General features: G+C 71.6%; 20 protein-coding genes. 11 read left to right on the plus strand and 9 right to left on the minus strand.

The window, feature by feature from the left end:
- The first annotated feature begins 25 nt into the window (after positions 1–25).
- The gene (locus ACMATS_RS26200) at positions 26–847 is read left to right on the plus strand and encodes an isoprenyl transferase (RefSeq protein WP_390780284.1); all 822 of its coding nucleotides are present in this window, start codon (positions 26–28) and stop codon (positions 845–847) included.
- Positions 844–1,374 carry a YcxB family protein gene (locus ACMATS_RS26205; RefSeq protein WP_414169272.1) on the plus strand — a complete coding sequence of 177 codons (531 nt, stop codon included), beginning with the start codon at positions 844–846 and terminating at the stop codon, positions 1,372–1,374. The genes ACMATS_RS26200 and ACMATS_RS26205 overlap by 4 nt, the downstream gene beginning before the upstream one ends.
- A gap of 56 nt (positions 1,375–1,430) precedes the next feature.
- On the opposite strand, the gene ACMATS_RS26210 is transcribed toward ACMATS_RS26205, so the two are convergent.
- The 4 genes from ACMATS_RS26210 to ACMATS_RS26225 all read right to left on the minus strand — a co-directional run bounded on the left by ACMATS_RS26210 (position 1,431) and on the right by ACMATS_RS26225 (position 4,668).
- Entirely contained in the window at positions 1,431–1,850 is a 420-nt protein-coding gene (locus ACMATS_RS26210) for a Fur family transcriptional regulator (RefSeq protein ID WP_390780286.1), read from the minus strand.
- A 144-nt stretch (positions 1,851–1,994) separates the two neighbouring features.
- Positions 1,995–2,867 (minus strand): metal ABC transporter permease, encoded by an 873-nt coding sequence (locus tag ACMATS_RS26215; protein ID WP_390780287.1) that lies wholly within the window; start codon positions 2,865–2,867, stop codon positions 1,995–1,997.
- Entirely contained in the window at positions 2,867–3,634 is a 768-nt protein-coding gene (locus ACMATS_RS26220; protein ID WP_414170798.1) for a metal ABC transporter ATP-binding protein, read from the minus strand. Before ACMATS_RS26220 ends, ACMATS_RS26215 begins: the two co-directional genes overlap by 1 nt.
- Positions 3,635–3,666: 32 nt before the next feature.
- Complete coding sequence (locus ACMATS_RS26225) at positions 3,667–4,668, minus strand: metal ABC transporter substrate-binding protein (protein WP_414169273.1); 1,002 nt, start codon at positions 4,666–4,668, stop codon at positions 3,667–3,669.
- 153 nt (positions 4,669–4,821) lie between these two features.
- Between ACMATS_RS26225 and ACMATS_RS26230 the strand changes: the two genes are divergently transcribed.
- Positions 4,822–6,204, plus strand: coding sequence for a glycine--tRNA ligase (locus tag ACMATS_RS26230; protein WP_390780289.1), 1,383 nt, complete (start codon positions 4,822–4,824; stop codon positions 6,202–6,204).
- An 80-nt stretch (positions 6,205–6,284) separates the two neighbouring features.
- Here the strand turns inward: ACMATS_RS26230 and ACMATS_RS26235 are convergent, their stop codons facing one another.
- Positions 6,285–6,935, minus strand: coding sequence for a Uma2 family endonuclease (locus ACMATS_RS26235; protein ID WP_414169274.1), 651 nt, complete (start codon positions 6,933–6,935; stop codon positions 6,285–6,287).
- A 121-nt stretch (positions 6,936–7,056) separates the two neighbouring features.
- Here ACMATS_RS26235 and ACMATS_RS26240 point away from each other — a divergent pair, with 121 nt between their 5' ends.
- Positions 7,057–8,283, plus strand: a complete 1,227-nt coding sequence (locus ACMATS_RS26240) for a histidine kinase (RefSeq protein WP_414169275.1) — start codon at positions 7,057–7,059, stop codon at positions 8,281–8,283.
- Positions 8,271–8,915 (plus strand): response regulator, encoded by a 645-nt coding sequence (locus ACMATS_RS26245; protein WP_414169276.1) that lies wholly within the window; start codon positions 8,271–8,273, stop codon positions 8,913–8,915. Before ACMATS_RS26240 ends, ACMATS_RS26245 begins: the two co-directional genes overlap by 13 nt.
- Before the next feature lie 73 nt (positions 8,916–8,988).
- Here the strand turns inward: ACMATS_RS26245 and ACMATS_RS26250 are convergent, their stop codons facing one another.
- From ACMATS_RS26250 to ACMATS_RS26260, 3 genes are all read right to left on the minus strand, one after another.
- Positions 8,989–9,573, minus strand: coding sequence for a TetR family transcriptional regulator (locus ACMATS_RS26250; RefSeq protein WP_390780293.1), 585 nt, complete (start codon positions 9,571–9,573; stop codon positions 8,989–8,991).
- A 79-nt stretch (positions 9,574–9,652) separates the two neighbouring features.
- On the minus strand, positions 9,653–10,657 hold the full coding sequence (locus ACMATS_RS26255) for an aldo/keto reductase (RefSeq protein ID WP_414169277.1): 1,005 nt from the start codon (positions 10,655–10,657) through the stop codon (positions 9,653–9,655).
- Positions 10,658–10,775: 118 nt separating this feature from the next.
- A complete protein-coding gene (locus ACMATS_RS26260) occupies positions 10,776–12,251 on the minus strand; it encodes an MFS transporter (protein ID WP_414169278.1) in 1,476 nt (491 codons plus the stop codon).
- A 96-nt stretch (positions 12,252–12,347) separates the two neighbouring features.
- Here ACMATS_RS26260 and ACMATS_RS26265 point away from each other — a divergent pair, with 96 nt between their 5' ends.
- The 5 genes from ACMATS_RS26265 (at position 12,348) to ACMATS_RS26285 (ending at position 21,320) form a co-directional block, all read left to right on the plus strand.
- A complete protein-coding gene (locus ACMATS_RS26265; protein ID WP_390780296.1) occupies positions 12,348–13,271 on the plus strand; it encodes a helix-turn-helix transcriptional regulator in 924 nt (307 codons plus the stop codon).
- Between the two features lie 73 nt (positions 13,272–13,344).
- Positions 13,345–14,478: a tRNA dihydrouridine synthase DusB gene (dusB, locus tag ACMATS_RS26270; RefSeq protein WP_390780297.1), complete on the plus strand. Its 1,134-nt coding sequence runs from the start codon at positions 13,345–13,347 to the stop codon at positions 14,476–14,478.
- A gap of 383 nt (positions 14,479–14,861) precedes the next feature.
- Positions 14,862–17,591, plus strand: coding sequence for a pyruvate, phosphate dikinase (gene ppdK, locus ACMATS_RS26275; RefSeq protein WP_414169279.1), 2,730 nt, complete (start codon positions 14,862–14,864; stop codon positions 17,589–17,591).
- 694 nt (positions 17,592–18,285) lie between these two features.
- Positions 18,286–19,314 carry an ArsR/SmtB family transcription factor gene (locus ACMATS_RS26280; RefSeq protein ID WP_414169280.1) on the plus strand — a complete coding sequence of 343 codons (1,029 nt, stop codon included), beginning with the start codon at positions 18,286–18,288 and terminating at the stop codon, positions 19,312–19,314.
- A gap of 68 nt (positions 19,315–19,382) precedes the next feature.
- A complete protein-coding gene (locus tag ACMATS_RS26285; protein WP_414169281.1) occupies positions 19,383–21,320 on the plus strand; it encodes a glycosyltransferase family 2 protein in 1,938 nt (645 codons plus the stop codon).
- Between the two features lie 177 nt (positions 21,321–21,497).
- On the opposite strand, the gene ACMATS_RS26290 is transcribed toward ACMATS_RS26285, so the two are convergent.
- On the minus strand, positions 21,498–23,330 hold the full coding sequence (locus ACMATS_RS26290) for an APC family permease (RefSeq protein ID WP_390780301.1): 1,833 nt from the start codon (positions 23,328–23,330) through the stop codon (positions 21,498–21,500).
- Positions 23,331–23,553: 223 nt separating this feature from the next.
- Here ACMATS_RS26290 and ACMATS_RS26295 point away from each other — a divergent pair, with 223 nt between their 5' ends.
- Positions 23,554–24,117, plus strand: a complete 564-nt coding sequence (locus ACMATS_RS26295) for a hypothetical protein (protein ID WP_414169282.1) — start codon at positions 23,554–23,556, stop codon at positions 24,115–24,117.
- Positions 24,118–24,129: the final 12 nt, after the last annotated feature.

Consider the following 24,129-nt stretch of genomic DNA (forward strand, 5'->3'; position numbering starts at 1 on the left):
GGACGTACGAGGAGAAGTGGCAGTCATGGCACGACGCGGGATTCTGGGCCGCCCCCGACGCGAGTACCGCACCCCCGAGCCGCACCCCTCGGGCGCGCGGCCGCCGAAGATCCCGGGCGAGCTGGTGCCCAAGCACGTGGCGATCGTCATGGACGGCAACGGCCGCTGGGCCAAGGAGCGCGGTCTGCCGCGCACCGAGGGCCACAAGGTCGGCGCGGAGCGCGTGCTGGACGTCCTCCAGGGCGCGATCGAGATGGGCGTGGGCAGCATCTCCCTCTACGCCTTCTCGACCGAGAACTGGAAGCGCTCGCCCGACGAGGTGCGCTTCCTGATGAACTTCAACCGCGACTTCATCCGCAAGACGCGCGACCAGCTCGACGAACTCGGCATCCGGGTGCGCTGGGTGGGCCGGATGCCCAAGCTGTGGCGGTCGGTGGCCAAGGAGTTGCAGGTCGCCCAGGAGCAGACCAAGGACAACGACAAGCTCACGCTGTACTTCTGCATGAACTACGGCGGCCGCGCGGAGATCGCGGACGCGGTGGCGGCGATCGCGCGCGACGTGAAGGACGGCCGGCTGGACCCGTCGAAGGTCGGCGAGAAGACCATCGCGAAGTACCTGTACTACCCGGACATGCCGGACGTGGACCTGTTCCTGCGCCCCTCCGGCGAGCAGCGCACGTCCAACTACCTGATCTGGCAGAGCGCTTACGCCGAGATGGTCTTCCAGGACGTCCTGTGGCCCGACTTCGACCGCCGCGACCTGTGGCGCGCCTGCCTGGAGTTCGCCCAGCGGGACCGCCGCTTCGGCGGGGCGATCCCGAACGAGGTCCCGGGAGCGGGTGCGTGAGCGAATCGGTCACGGCGGCCGAGAGCGTGGTGCTCGAGTTCGAGCTGACGGTCGCCGATCTGCGGGCCGGGATGCGGGCGCGGGCCCGGGCGGTTCGCAAGGTCCGCGTGCTCAACTGGGTGCTGGGGGCCGCGCTGGTGATGATGGCGTGGGGACTGGGCCTGCACATCTCCAGGGACGGCGTCGGCGGAGTGTCGCCCAGGGAATGGGCGCTGGCGGCCTTCCTCGCCCTGTTCTTCGCGCAGCAGGTCCTGGGCCTGCAGGCGTACTACGCGCGCGGGCGGCTGCGGCAGCACGGCCCGCGCCGGGTGACGCTGGACGCGCAGGGGGTGACGTGCACGGGCGCCGGCTCGTCCAGCACGCAGGCGTGGTCGCAGTTCGGCTGCCACGTGGAGCGCGGGGACCTCTTCGTGCTGTTGAGCGCGGACCGGCGCTGTCTGACCGTGCTGCCGAAGCGGGGGCTCGCCGCCCCCGGTGCGGCCGACCGCCTCCGGGCGTTGCTCGCCACGCACGTGCCCCGCGCCTGAGCGCGGATGCGACGGTGCCCCGGACGTCTCGGACGTCCGGGGCACCGTCGCATCACTCAGCCCTTGGCGGCAGCGGCCGCGCACTCCCCGCACGTCCCGAAGATCTCGATGGTGTGGGCCACGTCCACGAAGCCGTGCTCCTCCGCGATGGAGTCCGCCCACTTCTCCACGGCCGGGCCCTCGACCTCGACCGCCTTGCCGCACACGCGGCAGACCAGATGGTGGTGGTGGCCGCTGGAGCAGCGGCGGTAGACGGACTCGCCCTCGCTGGTGCGCAGCACGTCCACCTCGCCGGCGTCGGCGAGGGACTGCAGCGTGCGGTAGACCGTGGTCAGGCCGACCGAGGCGCCGCGGTGCTTGAGCATGTCGTGGAGTTCCTGCGCGCTGCGGAACTCGTCCACCTCGTCGAGCGCGGCCGCCACCGCGGCCCGCTGCTTGGTGGCCCGTCCGCGTACCGGGGGACCGGCGGTCGCCACAGTTGCCTCCTCAAGCTCGCGTGAACACGCACTGCACGTGCTGCCCCGCCAATTGTGCCAGGCCCGGCGGACGGGACTGTACGGGTCGATCATCGGGATCGGTCCGTACACCCCCGGCCGCCGGGCCCGGCACGGTCATGATCGTCAGACCTGGACGTCGGCCTCCGGCGCCAGCGTGCAGCGCTCGGCCCCGGCGGTCCGGTCCGCCCGCCGTCTCGCCAGCGGGGTGGCGACGACGGTGAGGGCGATGAACACGCCGATCGCCATCAGCACGATCGTCGCGCCGGACGGCACGTCCACGTAGTACGAGGTGACGGTGCCCGAGAGGGTGACGAGCACACCCACGGCCACCGCCATGGCGAAGGTCGTCGCGAAGCTGCGGGCGATCTGCTGCGAGGCGGCGACGGGGATCACCATCAGCGCGCTGACCAGCAGCAGGCCGACCACGCGCATGGCGACGGTGACGGTCACCGCGGCGGTGACCGCGACCAGCAGGTTCAGCAGCCGCACCGGCAGCCCGGTGACGCGGGCGAACTCCTCGTCCTGGCAGATGGCGAACAGCTGCCGGCGCAGCCCGAGCGTGGTGAGGACCACGAAGGCGGCCAGGATGCAGATGGCGACGAGGTCCTGCTGCGAGACGGTGGTGATCGAACCGAACAGGTACGTCGTGAGGTTGGCGCTGGAGCCGCTGGAGGAGAGGCTCATGAGCATCACGCCGCCGGCCATGCCGCCGTAGAAGAGCATGGCGAGGGCGATGTCGCCGCGCGCCTTGCCGTACGAGCGGATCAGCTCCATCACCACCGCGCCCAGCACGCAGACGGCGGTGGCCGTCCACACCGGGCTGGTGTTGAGCAGGAAGCCCAGGCCGACGCCGGTGAGGGCGACGTGGCCGATGCCGTCGCCCATCAGCGCCTGGCGGCGCTGGACGAGGTAGATGCCGATCGCGGGGGCCGTGATGCCGACCAGGAAGGCGGCGAGCAGCGCCCGTTGCATGAAGGGGAGGTCGAGGATTTCCATCAGCTGAGCAGTCCCGTCCGGATCGGTTCCGCGGCCGGGTCGGCGTGCGGGTGGACGTGGTCGTGGCCGGGCAGCGCGTGCTGGCCCACGGCCTTGGGCGGGGGGCCGTCGTGCACCACGCAGCCGTCCCGCAGGACGACGGCGCGGTCGATGAGCGGCTCCAGCGGCCCGAGTTCGTGCAGGACGAGCAGCACGGTGGCGCCGCGGGCGACCTGGGTGCGCAGGGCCTCGGCGAGGACGCCCTGGTTGGCGAGGTCCACGCCGGCCATCGGCTCGTCCATGATCAGCAGTTCGGGTTCCCCGGCGAGCGCGCGGGCGATGAGCACGCGCTGGTGCTGGCCGCCGGAGAGGGCGTTGACGGAGTCCTTCATCCGGTCCGCCATGCCGACGAGCTCCAGCGCCCGCACGACGGCCTCGCGGTCCGCCTTGCGGGTCGGGCCCAGCTTCGTGCGGGCCAGCCGCCCGGCGGCGACGACCTCGCGCACGGTGGCGGGCACGCCACTGGCCGCGGTGGTGCGCTGCGGGACGTAGCCGACGCGCGCCCAGTCGCGGAAGCGGCGCTGCGGGGTGCCGAAGAGCTCCAGCTCGCCGCCGGTGAGCGGGACCTGGCCGACGACGGCCCGGACGGCCGTGGACTTGCCGGAGCCGTTGGCGCCGAGCAGGGCGACGACCTCGCCGCGCCGCACGGCCAGGTCGACGCCGCGCAGGACGGGGCGGGAGCCGAGCGAGGCGGTGGCGCCCCGCAGGGATATGACGGGCTGCTCCATGGCTGCTGCCTCCGTCTCGTGGGGTGAACGGCTCACTTGGTGCCGAGCGCCTTCTGCAGGGCGGCCAGGTTGGACTTCATGACCTCGATGTAGTCGTGGCCGCGGGACTTGTCCGTGATGCCCTCCAGGGGGTCCAGGACGTCCGTCTTCACCTTGAGGTCGCCGGCCAGGGTCTTCGCGGTGCTGGGGTTGGCGATGGTCTCGAAGAAGACCGTGCTCACGTGGTGGTCCTCGGCGAGCTTGTGCAGCTCCTTCATCCGGGCGGCGCTGGGCTCGGACTCGGGGTCGAGGCCGCTGATGGCCTCCTCGGTCAGGCCGTAGCGCTCGGCCAGGTAGCCGAAGGCCGCATGGGTGGTGATGAAGGTGTCCGAGGCGCGGTTCTTCAGGCCGTCCTTGAACGTGGTGTCCAGCTCGCCGAGCTTCTTGACCAGCGCGTCGGTGTTCTTCGCGTAGTCGGCCTTGTGCTCCGGGTCGGCCTCGGCGAGGGTCTTGCCGACGCCCTTGGCGACCTCGGCGTACTTCACCGGGTCCAGCCAGACGTGGGGGTCGTCGCCGGGCTCGGCGTCGGAGTGCGAGTGGTTGTCGCCGGTGGTGTGGTCGTGGCCGTCCACCTCGGTGCCGTGCTTCTCCATGCCCGTAAAGGTGGCGGCGTCGGCGACGTGCTTGTTTCCGGACTGCTTGATGGCCGTGTCCACGGCGGGCTGGATGCCCTTGAGGTAGACGATGGCGCCCGCCTCGGAGAGCGAGCCGGTCTGCTTCGGGGTGAGCTCCAGGTCGTGCGGCTCGACGCCCGGTTTGGTCAGGTTGGTGACCTTGACGTGCTCGCCGCCGATCTCCTCGGCCAGGTACTGCATCGGGTAGAACGACGCTACGACCTGCAGTTTTCCGTCCGCGGTGGTGCCCTTGCCGCTGTCGGGGGAGCAGGCGGAGAGGGCCAGGAGGCCCAGCGCGGCCGTCCCGGCGACGGCGGTGGTGGCGGTTATTCGACGGCGGGACCGGGACGGTCGTACGGGGCTTATCGGACGTACGTTCATGACACTCATTTTCAACAAAACTGGAAACGATTGTCAACAGCGGATCCGTCGACGGGCGGGGTCAAGCCAAGGCCATAGCCGATTTGATGAGAGGGGGTGCCGCGCCGGTAACCTGAATCATTCGCTGTTCGTCGTCGCAATGAAGAGAGCACCGTGGCCGCCGACAAGATCGACACCATCGTCAGCCTGAGCAAGCGCCGTGGCTTCGTCTATCCCTGCTCCGAAATCTACGGTGGACAGCGTGCCGCCTGGGATTACGGGCCGCTCGGCGTGGAGCTCAAGGAGAACATCAAGCGCCAGTGGTGGCGCTCCATGGTCACCTCGCGCGACGACGTCGTCGGCCTCGACTCGTCGGTCATCCTCGCCCGCGAGGTGTGGGAGGCGTCCGGTCACGTCGCCACCTTCTCCGACCCGCTGACCGAGTGCACCTCCTGCCACAAGCGCTACCGCGCGGACCACCTGGAGGAGGCGTACGAGGCCAAGCACAACAAGCTCCCCGAGAACGGCCTCGCCGACATCAACTGCCCGAACTGCGGCAACAAGGGCCAGTTCACCGAGCCCAAGCAGTTCTCCGGCCTGCTGTCCACGCACCTCGGCCCGACCCAGGACACCGGTTCGGTGACGTACCTGCGCCCCGAGACCGCGCAGGGCATCTTCACCAACTTCGCCCAGGTCCAGCAGACCTCGCGCAAGAAGCCGCCGTTCGGCATCGCCCAGACCGGCAAGTCCTTCCGCAACGAGATCACGCCGGGCAACTTCATCTTCCGCACCCGCGAGTTCGAGCAGATGGAGATGGAGTTCTTCGTCAAGCCGGGCGAGGACGAGCAGTGGCACGAGTACTGGATGGAGCAGCGCTGGAGCTGGTACACCGGCCTCGGCATGCGCGAGGAGAACATGCGGTGGTACGAGCACGCCGCCGAGAAGCTCTCCCACTACTCCAAGCGCACCACTGACATCGAGTACCGCTTCAACTTCGGCGGCACGGAGTTCTCCGAGCTCGAGGGCATCGCCAACCGCACGGACTTCGACCTCCAGGCCCACGCCAAGGGCTCCGGCCAGGACCTGTCGTACTTCGACCAGGAGGCCGGCGAGCGCTACTTCCCGTACGTCATCGAGCCGGCGGCCGGTCTGAACCGCGCCATGCTCGCCTTCATGCTCGACGCGTACAACGAGGACGAGGCCCCCAACGCCAAGGGCGTCATGGAGAAGCGCACCGTGATGCGCCTCGACCCGCGCCTGGCCCCCGTCAAGGTCGCCGTCCTGCCGCTGTCCCGCAACCCGCAGCTCTCCCCGAAGGCCAAGGGCCTGGCGGCGGACCTGCGCAAGCACTGGAACATCGAGTTCGACGACGCGGGCGCCATCGGCCGCCGCTACCGCCGCCAGGACGAGATCGGCACGCCGTTCTGCGTCACCGTCGACTTCGACACCCTCGACGACAACGCGGTGACGGTGCGCGAGCGCGACACGATGAAGCAGGAGCGCGTCTCGCTCGACCAGATCGAGGGCTACCTGGCCGCTCGCCTGATCGGCTGCTGACGTTCCGCTGGGCGCTTGCCTTGCCTGACCGAGGGCCCCGGTTCCCGCTGCGGCGGGGGGCGGGGCCCTCGGGCTGTGCGTCAGACTTCCCAGTCCGCGGTGTCCAGTTCGCAGTCGAAGGGGGCGGGGATGTGCACCGTTTCGCCGAACTTGGCCTCTGTGAGGGTGCGGTAGCCGCGCTCGGGTGACGGCTCGGAGTACACGACGAGCAACTCCTTCAGCACGTCGACCAGCAAGTAGACGGGCACCCCGGCCTTGCCGTACACCTCTGCCTTCTTGCGCCGGTCGTTGTGGGCGGTTGAAGGAGAGGTCACCTCCCCGACGAGGGACAGCGCTTCACCGGGCGCGTAGATACCTTCTGTTCTGAAGGTGGTCGACTCCGTGATGTGGAGATCCGGGCCGTACGCTTCCGATTGTTCCGGGAACCGGAACAGCCGGGGGGTGGCCCGTGCGCGATGGCCCTCGGGCGCATGCGGGCCCAACTGGTCGATGAGGCTGTCGAGGATGAGCTCGTAGGTGCATTGGGACCACGGTGACGCGATGACTTGCCCCCCGATGATCTCCGTGTAGTACCCGTCCGGGAGATCAGCATCGACTTGTTCGAGAATCCTGCACAGCTCTTCGAACCTCCCTGGGGGTTCGCGGAAGCGGTCTATCGACTGCGGCGGTGGTGTCTCGACCATGACTGCCATGATGCTCCTCCTGTCTTGAGTGAGCGCTGCGACACTCACCGTAGGGACCCCCACTGACAGTCCGGGCCTTCCGCTCACCCGTTCAGGTGGCACCAGTTGCACCCCGGAACGGAACTTGGCGTGATGGTCCACCCTGACCTGCGCACTTACCGTGTGAGTCATGCAATTCGCCTTCCTCCTCCGCCCGTTCCGCGGCGCCGGCCGCGCCACCGCCCTGCTTGCCGTGGGCGCCCTCGCCCAGCTCCCCCCGTTGCTTGTCCTCGCCCTGCCGTGGCTGCCCGGGGGGCCGACACAGGCGCTGAGCGTGCTGGCGGCCGTCCTCTTGCCGCTCGCCGCGCTCGCCGCCGCGACGCCCCTGCTGAGCGCGGTGCAACGGGCCCGCCTGCGCACCCGGTTCGGGGTGGACGTCCCCGCACCGGCGCGGGCCGGGAGCGTGGCGCAGTGGCTGCGTGCGGAGCCCACCTGGCGCCAGGTGCGGTACCACCTGGCGGTGGGGCCGCTGCTGGCGCTGGCCGGGCTGGGGGTCCTGCTGCTGTGGACGGCGGCGGGGGTGGCCGCCACCACGTACATCTGGATATGGGCGGTTCCGCCCGAGCACCGCTACGCCCTCACCGACGTCGTCCAGGACGGCTACGTCACCGCCGTCGGCGTCGCCGCGCTGTACGCGGCCGCCTGGGCCGCCACCGCCCTCGCCCGGCTCGACGCCCGCGCCGCGGCGAACCGCCTCGGGCCCAACCGCACCGAGCAGTTGGCGCGCCAGGTGGCGGACCTGACCGAGCGGCGGGCGGAGGTCGTCGCCGCGACCGACGCCGAACGGCGGCGCATCGAGCGGGACCTGCACGACGGCGCCCAGCAGCGCCTGGTGTCGCTGGCGGTCAACCTCGGCCTGGCGAAGGCGACTTTGCCCGGCTTGCCCGACGATGCCCGTAAGGTCATCGACGAGGCGCACCGCGAGGCGAAGGACGCCATCGAGGAGCTGAGCAACCTCGTCCGCGGCCTGCACCCGGCCGTCCTGGAGGACCGCGGCCTGGACGCCGCCCTCTCCGGCATCGCCGAACGGGCCCCGCTGCCGGTGCGGTTGACGGTGGACCTGCCTGAGCGGCCGGCGCCGACGATCGAGGCCGTGGCCTACTTCGTGGTCTCCGAGGCGCTCGCCAACGTCGTCAAGCACGCGCGGGCGAGCAGGGCGGATGTCAGCGTGGAACGGATCGGGGAGATACTGCTCGTCGTCGTCTCCGACGACGGCGTGGGCGGAGCCGACTCCTCCGGGGGCACCGGACTGACAGGTCTGGCGAAGCGCGTCGCGTCGGTCGACGGCACCTTCTCGATCAAGAGCCCCGAAGGGGGCCCGACCGTGGTGACTGTGGAGCTGCCGTGCGCGCTGTGATTGCCGAGGATTCCGTCCTGCTCCGGGTGGGCCTCGTGAGGGTCCTGGAGGCGGCCGGATTCGAGGTGGTCGCGGAGACCGGCGACGCCGAGTCCCTGCTGGCGGCGGTCGACGAGCACCGGCCGGACCTGGCCGTGCTCGACGTCCGCATGCCGCCGGGCTTCCAGGACGAGGGCGTACGGGCCGCACTGGCCGTTCGCGCCCAGTGGCCGCGGACAGCAGTGCTGTTGTTGTCACAGTACGTGGAGGAGCGGTACGCGACGGACCTGCTGACCGGTGAGACGGCGGGCCTCGGCTACCTGCTCAAGCAACGGGTCGCGGACGTCGAGGAGTTCATCGAGGCGGTCCGGCGCGTGGCCGCGGGCGGCACGGCGCTGGACCCGCAGGTGGTCTCGCAGCTCCTGGTGCGCCGCCACTCCGACCCGCTGGACCGGCTGACCGCCCGGGAGCGCGAGGTCCTGGCCGCGATGGCGGAGGGCCGCTCCAACGCGGGCATCGCGGAAGTGCTGGTGGTGAGCGAGAGTGCGGTGGCGAAGCACATCAACAGCATCCTGGCGAAGCTGGACCTGCCGAAGGCGGATGCGGATCACCGGCGGGTGCTGGCGGTGTTGCGGTTCCTCGGCGTGGGGTGACCCCGTAGTGGGCGCGTGCGGGCGCGTCGTGGCTGGTCGCGCAGTTCCCCGCGCCCCTTACGGGGCGCACCCCCTACGGGGCGCGAAGCCCCCGCACCAGCAAGGCGCAAACCGCCTCGAACGCCCCGTCGATGTCGGGGCGGGACCATTCCTCCGCATAAGCAGGGTCGTGAAAACGACCCGTCGCATCCCACAGCGCCCGCGCCGTGACAACGGGATCGTCCGAGACGAACTCCCCGTCCCGCACGCCCTCTTCGACGATCCCGGCCAACTGCCCGATCATCGTCTCGATGTGCCGCTCGACGGTGCCGCTGTTCTCGCCGGCGAGCACCATGTAGGTGGCGAACAGCTCGGGATCGCCACCGGCCTTGCGCCGCTTCGCGGCGAACAGCCCGGCGAGCCACTCGCGGAGCCGGACCCCGGCAGGGGCGTCCCCTTCCGCAATGGCGGACAGCTCCGTGTGCGTCTGGCCGAGCCATCGGTCGGTCACGGCCTCCCGCAGGGCCGCCTTGCTGCCGAAGTGCCGGTAGACGCTGCCGTGGCTGACGCCCAGCGCCCGGGCCACGTCGACCACGGTGGCCTTGGCCGGGCCGAAGCGGCGCAGCACGTCCTCGGTGGCCTCAAGAATGCGGGCCGGGGTCAGGATCTCGGGCGCCATGGCAGGGGGACGGTCCTCTCAGTCGTAGACCGGTCGAGCGTAACGGGCCATACCCGGCCCGTACTCCGCCCGGGAGGGCTCAGCGCTCGCTGTCCAGGTGGGTCATCTGCGCCGCCGGGTAGCGCTCGCCCGCGGCGGCACCGGCCGGCACGGCCTCCTCGATGGCGGCGATGTCGGCCGCGCCGAGGGTGATGTCGAGGGCGCCGAGCGCCTCGGTGAGGCGGTCGCGGCGGCGGGCGCCGACCAGCGGGACGATGTCCTCGCCGCGCGAGAGCACCCATGCGATGGCGGTCTGCGCGACGCTCGCGCCCCGCTCCTCGGCGACCTTGCGCAGCGCGTCGGCCAGGTCGAGGTTGCGCTGCAGGTTCTCGCCCTGGAAGCGCGGGCTCAGGCCCCGGAAGTCGTTCGCGGCGAACTGCGCGTCGCGGTGCATGTGGCCGCCGATCAGGCCGCGGGAGAGGACGCCGTAGGCGGTGATGCCGACGCCCAGTTCGCGGCACGTGGGCAGGATCTGCCGCTCGATGCCGCGGGAGAGCAGCGAGTACTCGATCTGCAGGTCGGTGATCGGGGCGGTGGAGGCGGCCCGCCGGATGGTCTCCGGGCCCGCCTCGGACAGGCCGATGTGGCGGACGTGGCCGGCCTCGACGAGCTCGGCGATGGCGCCGACGGTCTCCTCGATCGGCACGTCGGGGTCGACGCGGGCGATGCGGTAGACGTCGATGTGGTCGACGCCGAGGCGCTGCAGCGAGTACGCGGCGAAGGTCTTCACCGCGGCCGGGCGGCCGTCGTAGCCGAACCAGGCGCCGTCGGGGCCGCGCAGGGCGCCGAACTTGACGCTGGTGAGCGCCTTTTCGCGGAGCGCGGCGGGCGCGCTGCGCAGGGCCTCGCCGATGAGCAGCTCGTTGTGGCCCATGCCGTAGAAGTCGCCGGTGTCCAGCAGGGTGATGCCGGCGTCGAGGGCGGCGTGGATCGTCGCGACGGATTCGGCGCGGTCGGCGTCGCCGTACAGGGCGGACATGCCCATGCAGCCGAGGCCGAGGGCGGAGACGCGGGGGCCGGTGGTGCCGAGGGTGCGGTGCTGCACGGGAACTCCTTCGGAGCGCGGGGAGCGGGTACACCGACAGCGTGGCACATGGAATGACAGATTTCAATATCTGTCATTCCATGTGCCACCGACGTGGCCCGCCCCGCGACCGCCCGGCTCAGCGCATGGAGCGCGGCAGCCGCAGGCTCAGCACCACCGTGACCGCTGCCGCCGCCAGCTGCACGGCGAGCGTGACCGTCAGGGCGTCCCGCATCCCCATCGAGGGCGCCAGCGAGAGGAAGAGCGTGCCGAGCGCGGCCACTCCCAGCGCCTGGAACGCCTGCTGGGCGGTGGTCACCACGCCGCCGCCGACGCCCGCCTGGGCGACCGGCACCTCGCTGAGCATCGTGCGCATCGTCAGGGGGAACAGCAGCCCCTGGCCCAGGCCCTGGACGGCCAGCGCCGGAGCGGTGCCCCAGCCGTCCAGCCCGTGCCAGCCCCAGTGGAACGTCGCGATCAGCATCAGCAGACCGGCGCTCTGGAACAGCGCCCCGGCCGTCACCACCCGCCGGCCGTGCCGCGCGGCCAGCCGCGGGCCCGCCAGCGAGGCGACGAAGAACGCCGTGCACAGCGGCACCAGCGACAGGCCCGCCGCCATCGGGCCCATCCGCAGGCCCTCCTGCAGCGCCACCGCGATGGCGAACATGAAGCCGCCCCAGCCCAGGCAGAACGGCATCAGCACGGCCAGCCCGCTGCGCACCGAGTGGATCCGCAGCAGCGACGGCGGCACCAGCGGCGTGCGCCCCGCCCGCTCCGTGCGCAGCTCCACGGCCAGGAACGCCCAGGCCGCGAACGGGAACACCGCCAGCAGCACCCACGACCAGACCGGCCAGCCCGCGGACCGGCCCTCGGTCAGCGGCACCAGCAGCGAGACCAGCGCGAGCGACAGCAGTGCGGTGCCCGGCCCGTCCACCCGCGTGGGGTGCTCCGAGCGCGTCTCCGGCACCGTCCGCAGCGCCAGGAACAGCGCGACGGCCGCCACCGGCGCGTTGACCAGGAAGATCGAGCGCCAGCCGGTGCCCGCGACGTCCAGCGAGACCAGCACGCCGCCCAGCACCTGGCCGACCGCGCTGGAGACGCCGGCCGTCGAGCTGTAGTGGCTCATCGCCCGGACCCGGGCCGTACCGCTCGTCGTGGCCTGGATGCTCGCCAGCACCTGCGGCAGCAGCAGCGCCGAGGCCGCGCCCTGCGCGACCCGGGCGGCGACCAGCGTCCAGGCGTTCGGCGCGAGGCCGCACGCCACCGAGGTGATGCCGAAGGACGCGATGCCCCACAGGAACAGCCGGCGGCGGCCGAACATGTCGCCGAGACGCCCGCCGAGCACCAGCAGCACCGCGTACGCCACGCCGTAGCCGCCGACGACCATCTCCAGCAGGGCCGGACCGGCCTGCAGATCGCGGTCGATCGTCGGCAGGGCCACGTTCACGATGAACGCGTCCACCATCGGCAGCGCCGCACCGAGCAGCACGGTCAGCAGGCCCAGCGGGCTCAGCACGGGCGCGGCGGCGGAGGAGGCGGGAAGGGAGGACGGGGAGGCAGGGGCGCCCACGCGGGGCCGGACACGGGTCGCTATCGGGGTTTCGCTCACGGACATGACAATGCCGCCCCGCTCAGCCTGGTACCAGAGTGTCTTTATCCTGGTACCAGGACTACCTGGCACGCTGATCGGCGGTGCCGCACCCTGGAGGGCATGACCACGATGGTGCTGGAGCAGACCGCCGCACACGCGCAGGCGGACACCGCGGACGACGTACGGCGCGCGGAGCTCGCCGCCTTCCTGCGCAGCCGCCGCGAGCGCATCACCCCCGAGCAGGTCGGCCTGCCCCGCGGCGTCCGGCGCCGCACCCCCGGGCTGCGCCGCGAGGAGGTCGCGCACCTGGCCGCCGTCGGGGTCACCTGGTACACGTGGATGGAGCAGGCCCGCGACATCCAGGCCTCCGGGCAGGTGCTGGACTCCGTCGCCCGGGCCCTGATGCTCGGCCGCGACGAGCGCTCCCACCTCTTCGCCCTGGCGGGCGTCGCCGACCCGCTGCCCGAGGCCGCGTACGCGGACGTGCCGGAGGCGCTGCTGCAGATGCTGGAGCAGCTGGAGCCCTTCCCCGCCTGCGTGCAGAACGCGCGCTACGACATCCTCGCCTACAACCGCACCTACGGCCGGCTGCTGTGCGACCTCGACGCCCTGCCGCCGCGCGACCGCAACTGCCTGTGGCTCTCCTACACCCACCCCCAGTGGCGGGAGGCGCTCGTCGACCGCGACGAGACGATGCGGCTGATGACCGCCAAGTTCCGCGCCGCGATGGCCGAGCACGTGGCGGAGCCCTCCTGGAAGTGCCTGGTCAAGCGGCTCCACGACGCCTCGCCCGAGTTCCGGGAGATCTGGGCGCGGCACGAGGTGGTCACGGACCAGTCGCCACGGACGAAGGCCTTCCAGAACCCCCGCGTGGGCCTGCTGCGCGTCAAGCACACCAGCCTGTGGCTCGGCCCCGGCCCCGGCGCCCGGCTGAGCAGCTACACCCCGGTCGACGAGGAGACCCGCGGGCGGATGGAGCGGCTGCACCGGCTGGTGCTCGACGAACAGCAGGCCGGACGGCAGGCCGGCGCTTCCGCCGGATGAGGGACAATGGACGGTCGTCCCCCCTGTCCCGTCCCTGTCCCGTACGACTCCGCACGACCGAGGAAGCCTCTCCATGACGCAGCTCCAGATCGGCCCGCACTCCGTGCAGCCGCCGGTGGTCCTGGCCCCGATGGCGGGGATCACCAACGCGCCCTTCCGCACGCTGTGCCGCGAGTTCTCCGGCGGCAAGGGGCTGTTCGTCAGCGAGATGATCACCACCCGGGCGCTGGTCGAGCGGGACGCCAAGACCATGCGGCTGATCCACTTCGACGGGACCGAGAAGCCCCGCTCGATCCAGCTCTACGGCGTCGACCCGGTGACGGTCGGCAAGGCCGTCCGCATGATCGTGGACGAGGACCTGGCCGACCACATCGACCTCAACTTCGGCTGCCCGGTCCCCAAGGTCACCCGCAAGGGCGGCGGCTCCGCCCTGCCGTACAAGCGCAACCTGCTGCGCTCGATCCTGCGCGAGGCCGTGGGCAACGCCGGGGCGCTGCCGGTGACCATGAAGATGCGCAAGGGCATCGACGACGAGCACATGACCTACCTCGACGCCGGCCGCATCGCCGTCGAGGAGGGCGTGACCGCCATCGCCCTGCACGGCCGCACCGCGGCCCAGCACTACAGCGGCACCGCCGACTGGTCGGCCATCGCCCGGCTGAAGGAGGCCGTCCCCGAGATCCCGGTGCTCGGAAATGGCGACATCTGGTCGGCGGAGGACGCCGTGCGGATGATGCGCGAGACCGGCTGCGACGGCGTCGTGGTCGGCCGCGGCTGCCTGGGCCGGCCCTGGCTCTTCGGCGACCTCGTGGCCGCCTTCGACCCCGCGGGCCCCGGCGCCCCGGCGGCGCCCGGCCTGCGCACGGTGGCGAAGGTGATGCTGCGCCACGCCGAGCTGCTGGGCCAGTGGCTGGAGAGCGAGGAGCGCGGCGTCATCGACTTCCGCAAGCACGTGGCCTGGTACACCAAGGGCTTCTCGATCGGCTCGGAGCTGCGCAAGAAGCTGGCGATCGCCTCCTCGCTGGCCGAGCTGGATGCTCTTTTGAGCGGGCTCGACCTGGACCAGCCCTGGCCGGCCGGCGCGGACGGTCCCCGGGGCCGTACTTCGGGCCGCGACCGCGTGGTGCTCCCGGACGGCTGGCTCGACGATCCGTACGCGTGCGCGGTCGTCGGAGCGGACGCCGAACTTGACACTTCCGGGGGATGACAAGGGCCGGAGGGGGCGTGATTCTCGCCACCTCTGATCAGGGTCCCGCTCAGATGAGCATTTGAGGGCGGGTTACACCTCTCCAAGGGTGGCACTGCGTGCCACCCTTGTTGTGTTCGCCTCTTGTTTTCAGCCAACTTCAATTCTCGACACAGTGTTGCCCTTCGAGTGTTTTCCGTGAGGTTGCCTTCAAGATGTGAAGGGACTTGGTGGGTGGCGATTTTGGTGATGTCACTTTCGATCTGCTGGCAGACGGGTGTGTGCGCCCATGGTTCGTCCGAGTGGACCTCCTCAGATGCCTTCGATCTGGGTACGCTCCCCGCCGTCAGGGCAGCCCACCTCCCCACCTGCGTCCGGGAGGCCCCAGTGAGGAGTCGAGTCCCGTGCCGGTACATGAAGACCGCGAGCAGCAGAACCGCCAGAAGTTCGTCTACGACTTCACCGAGGGCAACAAGGACCTCAAGGACCTGCTCGGCGGAAAGGGTGCCAACCTCGCCGAGATGACCAACCTCGGTCTCCCCGTCCCTCCGGGCTTCACCATCACCACCGAGGCCTGCAAGGTCTACCTGGAGAGCGGTACCGAGCCCGCCGCGATGCGCGACGAGGTCACGGCACACCTGGAGGCCCTCGAAGCCGGGATGGGCAAGAAGCTCGGCCAGGCCGACAACCCCCTGCTGGTCTCCGTCCGTTCGGGCGCCAAGTTCTCCATGCCCGGCATGATGGACACCGTCCTGAACATCGGCCTCTCCGACGAGTCCGTGGGCGGGCTCGCGGCCCAGGCCGGCGACGAGCGGTTCGCGTGGGACTCCTACCGCCGCCTCATCCAGATGTTCGGCAAGACCGTGCTGGGCGTCGACGGCGACCTCTTCGAGGAGGCGCTGGAGGAGGCCAAGCGGGCCAAGGGCGTCGTCACCGACGTCGAGCTCGGCGCCGCCGATCTCCGCACGCTGGTCGGGGAGTTCAAGGACATCGTCGCCAAGGAGACCGGCCGGGACTTCCCGCAGGACCCCCGCGAGCAGATGGACCTGGCCATAAGGGCGGTCTTCGACTCCTGGAACGGCGAGCGGGCCAAGCTCTACCGCCGCCAGGAGCGCATCCCCGGCGACCTGGGCACGGCCGTCAACATCTGCTCGATGGTCTTCGGCAACCTCGGCCCCGACTCGGGCACCGGCGTCGCCTTCACCCGCGACCCCGCCAGCGGCCACCAGGGCGTCTACGGCGACTACCTGCAGAACGCCCAGGGCGAGGACGTCGTCGCCGGCATCCGCAACACCATGCCGCTGGCCGAGCTGGAGCGCATCGACAAGGCCTCCTACGACCAGCTGATGCAGATCATGGAGACGCTCGAGACGCACTACAAGGACCTGTGCGACATCGAGTTCACCATCGAGCGCGGCAAGCTGTGGATGCTGCAGACCCGCGTCGGCAAGCGCACCGCGGGCGCGGCCTTCCGGATCGCCACGCAGCTCGTCGACCAGGGCCTGATCGACGAGGCCGAGGCTCTCCAGCGCGTCAACGGCGCCCAGTTGGCGCAGCTGATGTTCCCGCGGTTCGACGAGAAGGCGAAGACCGAGCTGCTCGGCCGGGGCATCGCGGCCTCGCCGGGTGCCGCGGTCGGCAAGGCGGTCTTCGACTCGTACACCGCCGTGAAGTGGTCGCGTTCGGGCGAGAAGGTCATCCTCATCCGCCGCGAGACCAACCCCGACGACCTCAACGGCATGATCGCCGCCGAAGGCATCCTCACCTCGCGCGGCGGCAAGACCTCGCACGCCGCCGTCGTCGCCCGCGGCATGGGCAAGACCTGCGTCTGCGGCGCCGAGGAGCTCGAAGTCGACACCAAGCAGCGGAAGATGACCGCTCCGGGCGGGATCGTCATCGAGGAGGGCGACGTCGTCTCCATCGACGGCTCCTCCGGCAAGGTCTACCTCGGCGAGGTCCCCGTCGTGCCGTCCCCGGTCGTCGAGTACTTCGAGGGCCGCATGCACGCCGGCGCCGACGACGCGGACGAACTCGTCCAGGCCGTGCACCGGATCATGGCCTACGCCGACCGCATGCGCCGGCTGCGCGTCCGCGCCAACGCCGACAACGCCGAGGACGCCGCGCGCGCCCGCCGCTTCGGCGCCCAGGGCATCGGCCTGTGCCGCACCGAGCACATGTTCCTCGGCGAGCGCCGCGAGATGGTCGAGCGGCTGATCCTGGCCGACACCGAGGCCGAGCGCGACGAGGCCCTCGGCGCCCTGCTGCCGCTGCAGAAGGCCGACTTCGTCGAGCTCTTCGAGGCGATGGACGGACTTCCGGTCACCGTGCGCCTGCTGGACCCGCCGCTGCACGAGTTCCTGCCGGACATCACCGAGCTGTCCGTGCGCGTCGCGCTCGCCGAGGCCCGGCAGGAGGCGCACGAGAACGACCTGCGCCTGCTGCAGGCCGTGCACAAGCTGCACGAGCAGAACCCGATGCTGGGCCTGCGCGGCGTCCGTCTCGGCCTGGTCATCCCCGGCCTGTTCGCCATGCAGGTACGGGCCATCGCCGAGGCCGCGGCCGAGCGGCAGGGCGCCAAGGGCGACCCGCGCGCCGAGATCATGATCCCGCTGGTGGGCACCGTCCAGGAGCTGGAGATCGTCCGCGAGGAGGCCGAGCGCGTCATCGCCGAGGTCGAGCAGGCCACCGGCACCCGGCTCGGGCTCACCCTCGGCACGATGATCGAGCTGCCGCGCGCCGCGCTGACGGCCGGTCAGATCGCCGAGGCGGCCCAGTTCTTCTCGTTCGGCACGAACGACCTGACCCAGACCGTGTGGGGCTTCTCGCGCGACGACGTCGAGGCGAGCTTCTTCACCGCGTACCTGGAGAAGGGCATCTTCGGGGTCAGCCCGTTCGAGACCATCGACAAGGACGGCGTCGGCTCGCTCGTCCGCGCGGCCGCCGAGGCGGGGCGGGCCACGCGGCCCGACCTCAAGCTGGGCGTGTGCGGCGAGCACGGCGGCGACCCGGAGTCGGTCCACTTCTTCCACGACGTGGGCCTGGACTACGTCTCCTGCTCGCCGTTCCGCATCCCGGTGGCGCGGCTTGAGGCCGGGCGCGCTGCCGCGGTGGCCTCGGGGAGCGACAGCCGCTGACCGCGGCAGGCCTGGGGCGTGTCCGGCGGATCCCCGCGCCCCGTCAGGGGCGCGGGGCCGTTGACATATGCGGCTCCGCCGCGTGGGCGCGACAGGCCACAGGCGGCCTGCAGTCGACGCACCACCCCCGGGTCCGGGGCGAAGCCCCGGGGCAGCACGGCACCCACGGGCGCGTCGTGGCCGGTCGCGCAGTTCCCCGCGCCCCTGACGGGGCACTGCGGTGCCGCGCGACGAAGATCCGCCGGACACGGCCTAGGGGCGGCACCCGAGCCGGTGCCGCGCCGACAACCGCGGCTGTCGGCCTGCCTGAGCACGCGGGCGGCAGCCCGCAGCCGTGGAGCGGGGTAACCCGCACGTAACGCCGTCGGCACCCCAGGGCGCCCCGCCCCGGCTCGCCGCATGGCGAAGGGGCGGCGCCCGTGCGGGAGCGCCGCCCCTCTTTACTCCCCCACCGGGAGTTGTTGCCGCCCGCATCGGCTCGGGCGGCAACTCGCATACTCAGCGGCCGCTTATTCGCTCGCCACCCCCCACGGGAACGAGCGGGGGCGGCCCCGAGTGCGTGAATAGCATTTCGCTTGTGCGATGTTCGCCGCGAGTCCTTTCAACTGTGGCCAAAAGGGCGTGGTAACAGCTCGTATCGGTGTGCATACTCAGTGAGCGGGGGGTGGTTGCGGATGTCTCATGTGGGGGTTTGGTGCTGCGTGTCCATTTCACTGGACTCGATCTGGCCCGGTTGCGCCTGGCCGGAGACCCGGACGTACTCTGGGAAACCGTTCTGAGCCTGCACCGCCTCAGGGACAAGCAAGGCGAATCGATCTACGGCGATTGGCGCTCGGAAACCCGCGCGCGGTTGAATGGTGAAACGCGTCTGCTGGCCCCGCTGGTTCCGTCCCGGGGCTATTTCCCGGACTTCCTGACGCCCCCCGAAGCGCTGGACGGACTGGAGTCCGGCATCGCCGCGCTGCGGGCCACTCCGGCCGACCGGGTCCACGAGGAGCTGTCCCGGCTGTCCACGGTGCGGACGCTGCCCGCTTGGATACGATCGCTCGGCGAGGGTGACGCCCGCGCGTTCGGCAAGCTGATCGGCGCGCTCCACACCTATCACGAGGCCGCCATTGCCCCCTACTGGGCGCACATCCAGGCGCGCATAGAGGCCGACCGGGCCGTGCGCGGCCGGGCGCTGCTGGACGGCGGGGCGGATGCGCTGCTCTCCTCGCTGCCGCCCACGATGCGCTGGCGGGCGCCGGTCCTGGAGGCCGACTACCCGGTCGACCGCGATCTGTATCTCAACGGCCGTGGCCTGCTGCTGGTCCCGTCGTTCTTCTGCCGGCGCACGCCCGTCGCCCTGCAGAACCCGGACCTCACCCCCGTCCTGGTCTATCCCGCCCGGCACATGTCGGAGCCGTCGTCGTGCGTGCAGTCCCCGCCGCGTTCGCTGGGCAAGCTGGTCGGTCACACCCGCTCCGCGGTCCTGGGCTCGATCGGGGGCGGCTGCACGACCAGCGAACTCGCCCGCAGGGTAGGGGTGTCGGCGGCCTCGGCCAGCCAGCACGCCGGGGTGCTGCGCGAGGCCGGGCTCGTGCTGACCCTGCGGCACGGGAGCGCCGTGCTGCACACGCTGACCCCGCTCGGTGCGGCGTTACTGCGCGGCGGTCACCGTGGCCCGCAGCCCTCCCGGGGGCAGACCTCGCTGGCGGAACGTTCCCCCCGGGTCACCCTGTAGTCAGAACGCGGGTTCGAGGCCTCGTATACGCTGACCGCGTCTGAACTGCAGGAACGGAGCACGCCGCCATGTCTTCCGCCCCGGATGTCACGGTCATCGTCGCCGCCTACAACGCCATGCCGTACGTGACCGGCAGTGTCACGTCCGTCCTGCGGCAGAGCCTGGGTGCCGGCCACATCGAGCTGATCGCGGTCGACGACGGCTCGACGGACGGCACGGGGGAGGAGCTGGACCGCCTGGCGGCCGGGGCGCCCGGGATGCAGGTGATCCACCAGCCGAACTCGGGCGGTCCCGCCGGCCCGCGCAACCTGGGCCTGGAGCGGGCCACGGGCCGCTACGTCTTCTTCCTCGACGCGGACGACCGGCTCGGCCCGGAGGCGCTGGAGCGCATGGTCGCCGCCGCCGACGAGAACGGTTCGGACGTCGTCCTGGGCCGGATCGTGGGGGAGGGGGGCCGCCGCGCCCCGCGCTCGATGTTCGGCCGGAACCAGCCACGCACGGACGTCTTCGCCTCGCGCGTGTACTGGACGCTCAACCCGATGAAGCTCTTCCGGCGCGAGCTGGTCGAGCGGCTCGGGCTGCGCTTCGACACCGGCCTGTCCATAGGCGAGGACCAGCCGTTCACGGCCACGGCCTACCTGGAGGCCGCCGCGATCTCGGTGGTGGCCGACCACGACTGCCTGTACTGGGTCGCGCGCGAGGACGGCAACAACATCACCGCGCAGCCGCACGGCACCCGGATGCGGATGGATCTCTTCCGGCGGATGACGCAGCTCGTCGCGGAGCGCGTGGAGCCCGGCCCCCGGCGGGACGTGCTCATGCACCGGCACTTCGCCGTGGAACTGCGCGACGCCGTACTGCAGTGGTGCCGCGAGCCGCACCGCGACGTCCAGACGAAGCTGCTGGCCGAGCTGGGCGACCTGATCGCCCCGTACTACGGGGAAGGGCTGGCGGCCCGCCTCCCGGCGGTGGTGCGGCTGCGCTGCCACCTGATCCAACGGGGCCTGCTGGACGAGCTGTTGACGCTGGTGCGGTGGGAACTGGACCGGGGCGCGGCGAGCTACGGCATAACGACCGTGGCCGCGACGGCCGACGACGAAGAGGAGCTCCTCGTCGAGGACGGCCGCGCGTACGCCCGTTACCCGTATTTCCGCGACTCCACCCTGAACATCCCCGACGACTGCTACGACATCACCTCCGAGCTGCGCGTCCGCCACGAGGTCGCGTCCGCGGCCCTCGGCCTGGGCGGACTGCGCCTGACGGGCCACGCGTCCGTCGACCGCATACCCGCCGCCGGGACGACGGCCGGCCTGGTCCTGCGCAGGCGCGGGACCGGGGACGAACGCCGCTTCCCGGTGCACGGGACGGACGGCGCCTTCGACGTCACGGTCGACGGCGCGTCCCTGCCGGCGGGCCTGTGGGACATCTCCCTGACGGTCGACGCGGCGGGCGTCGCCAAGGAGGCCCGCCTGGGCAGCCGCCGGGCGGAGTCGGTGACGACGGGGACGACGACGGTGGTGACCGCGCAGGGCACGGCGGTCGCGCTCTACACGACGAAGCCGTACGGGAACCTCACGCTGGACGTGGGGGAGACGCGGCACCGGGTGCTTCCGCACGTGGGGGTGGAGGGGGTTGCGTGGGCCCCCGCGGGGCCCGCCACTCTCGCGGTGAACGTCCGCTGCACGCTGGCCGGTTGGCCGACGGGTGCCCTGACCGTCCGGGCCGAGGGCCCGGACGGCGCGGAGCTGGCGGCTCCGGTGGACGGGGGAACGGCGCTGCTCCCGCTCGCCGAGGCGGGGGAGTGGCGGATCACCGTGCGGTTGGCCGCGGGAGACGGTGAGTGGACCGTCCCCGTACCGCGCCGGCCCGGGCTCGGTACTGCGCGCTGGAAGCGGCGCGGCTTGCCGTGGTACGCCAAGCCGCTTGCCGGGCGGGATGTGTTGACCCTGCGGGTCGGGCGGGTGGATGTGTGGAAGGCGGTACGGGGACGGTTGGGGCTGCGCTGAGCGCCCTGTAAGGGGCGCGGGGCTGTATCGATTTGCGGCTCCGCCGCGTGGGCGCGACCAGCCGCCGACGGCCTGCAGCCGACGCACCACCCCAGGGGTCCGGGGCGAAGCCCCGGGACGTCGGCTGCGGGCGCGTCGTGGTTGCTCGCGCAGTTCCCCGCGCCCCTGACGGGGCGCTCAGGTGATCCGGAACCGCAAGCGGCAGATCACCGCGTCCGTGTCCCGGCGCACCGCGTGCGCCACCACCGTGCCTCGCTGGTTCTGGAGCAGCCGCTGCCAGATGTGGGCCGGTTCGACCTCCGGGATCAGTACCGTCACCCGGTTGTCGGGGTGCTGCTCTGCCAAGTCGCGCACGTACTGCACGATCGGACGTCCCAACGCGCCGGGCTGGCCGGGCAGTTCGACCAGGCTCACGCCGGGGTTCCACAGCTCCCAGTCGCGGCGCAGCGACTCCGCGTCGGGGTGCGCGACCGTCACGGCCACGACCTCGTCGCCGAGCGAGACGGCGGCGGTCAGTGCCTTGCTCGTCAGGCGCGACAGCGACGAGACCGGCACGACGACCACCGAGTGGCAGCGGCGCGGCGGTTCGGGAACCCGGCCCAGCTCCAGGCGTTCGCCGATCCGGCCGTAGGCCCGGTGGACGGCCTCGAAGGCCAGGACCAGCACCGGCAGCGCCAGCACGATCAGCCAGGCGCCCTCGGTGAACTTCGTGGCGGTGACGACCACCGTGGCCACGCCGGTGAGCACGGCGCCGAAGCCGTTGAGGAGCGCCTTGCCGAGCCAGCCGGCCGAGCGCTCCTGCCGCCAGTGGCGGACCATGCCGACCTGGCAGATGGTGAAGCCGACGAACACGCCGATCGAGAAGAGCGGTACGAGCGTGTTGACGTCGCCGCCGGAGAAGACCAGCAGTACCGCGGAGACGGCGGCCAGGGCGAGCACACCGTGGCGGTGGACCTGGCGGTCGGCCTTGAGGCCGAAGACGTGCGGCAGGTAGTTGTCGCGGGCCAGCAGGGCCATCAGCACCGGCAGTCCGCCGAAGGAGGTGTTCGCGGCGAGCGCGAGCAGGATCATCGTCGCGAACTGCACGACGTAGAACGCCCAGTTGTGGCCGAGCGAGGCGTCCGCGAGCTGGGCCAGGACGGTGACGCCCTCGACCGGCTGCAGGTGGAAGCGGCCGATGAGGACGGACAGGCCGATGAGCATGATGCCGAGCAGGGCGCCCAGCGCCACCTCCGTGCGCTGTGCGCGCTTGACGCGCGGGGCGCGGAAGGACGGGACGGCGTTGGCGACGGCCTCGACGCCGGTGAGGGCGGAGCAGCCGGACGCGAACGCCTTCAGGAGCAGCAGGGCGCCGACCGTGGTGGCGTTGTCGGCGAGCACGGACGCGTGGCCGTGCGCGGCCGCGGTGCTGGCGGGGGCGCTGCGGAAGAGGCCCATGACGATCATGAGCAGGATCGAGCCGACGAAGACGGCCGTCGGCACGATGAAGGCCTTCGCCGACTCCACGATGCCGCGCAGGTTGACGGCCGTGACGACGACGAGGACGGCGAGGCAGAGCCACACCCGGTCGCCGTAGAGGGAGGGGAAGGCGGACGTCAGGGCGGCGACGCCGGCCGTCACGGAGACGGCCACGTTGAGCACGTAGTCCAGGATCAGGGAGGCCGCGGTGACCAGGCTGGTGCGGCGGCCCAGGTGCCGCTTGGCGACCGCGTACGAGCCGCCGCCGTCGGGGAAGGCGGCGACGACCTGGCGGTAGGAGGCGACGAGCACGGCCAGCAGGGCGGCGATCGCGAGGGTGACCGGCAGGGTGAAGCCGAGGCCGTGCGCCCCGGCGGCGGCCAGCACGAGGACGATCGACTCGGGGCCGTAGGCCACCGACGCCATCGCGTCGAGGGACAGGGCCGCGAGGCCCTGGGTGGCGGTGAGCCGGTGCCGGTCCTCGGCAGCGGGACCCGCGCCGGTATCCGGCGGTTCGGTCGGCCGTTCGCCCGTTTTGGCCAGCATGGACATGTCTTGTCGTACCTCCGTGACGTGGAACGCCCAGCGTGCGGCCGGGTTCCGGGGGGCGCGCCCGGCCTTGGCGGGGTCTTGTCGCGGTGCGGTGCGATCTTCACGTGATCTTGACGGCGACTGCCGTGCAACCGTAAGCGGAGCGTCAGGATTCGGCGACGTAACGTCAGTTTTCCGTCAATGTCCGGCGCGCGGCCCGGCAGCCGGTCCTACCGTCACGGCCATGGGACGGCGAGCAATGCTGCTGCGACTGCAGGCGCGACATGTCCATGGCCGGTCGCCGGGGGCCGCCGTGCCGGTCTGCGACCGCGGCTGGCGCCGCGAGGCCCGCGCCGCCTGGTGGTTCGGCCTGGGCCTCGGCGCCGTCCTCGTCCTCGCCGACCTCGCCCGCGGCAGCCTGGACTGGCCCCGCGGCGGCTGCTGGGCCGCGCTCGCGGGCACCCTCGTCGCCGTGCTGCGTCCGGCGCGCATCACCGCGGGCGACGGCTGGCTCGCCGCCCGTGGGCTGTTGCGTGAACACCGCGTACGGACGGACCTGCTGACACAGGTCCGCCGCGCGGACGGGGTCGCCCCGCGGCTGGTGTTACGTGACGTGACCGGCGGCCGGGTGGAGGTGGACCCGAGAGTCCTGGAGGCGAACCCGCTCCTGTGGCACCGCCTCGACACGGGGGCGCGCCGGGCGCGCGAACGGGGTTTGCTGCGGGGTGCAACTCCGTTGACGGACGTGGCGGAACGGGTGGACGGAGAGGGCGCGCGGGCGCTGCTGAGGGCGTCGGGGCTGGACTGAGGTGCCGCACTC

Source organism: Streptoverticillium reticulum (assembly GCF_047456005.1).
Lineage (GTDB): Bacteria > Actinomycetota > Actinomycetes > Streptomycetales > Streptomycetaceae > Streptomyces > Streptomyces reticulum.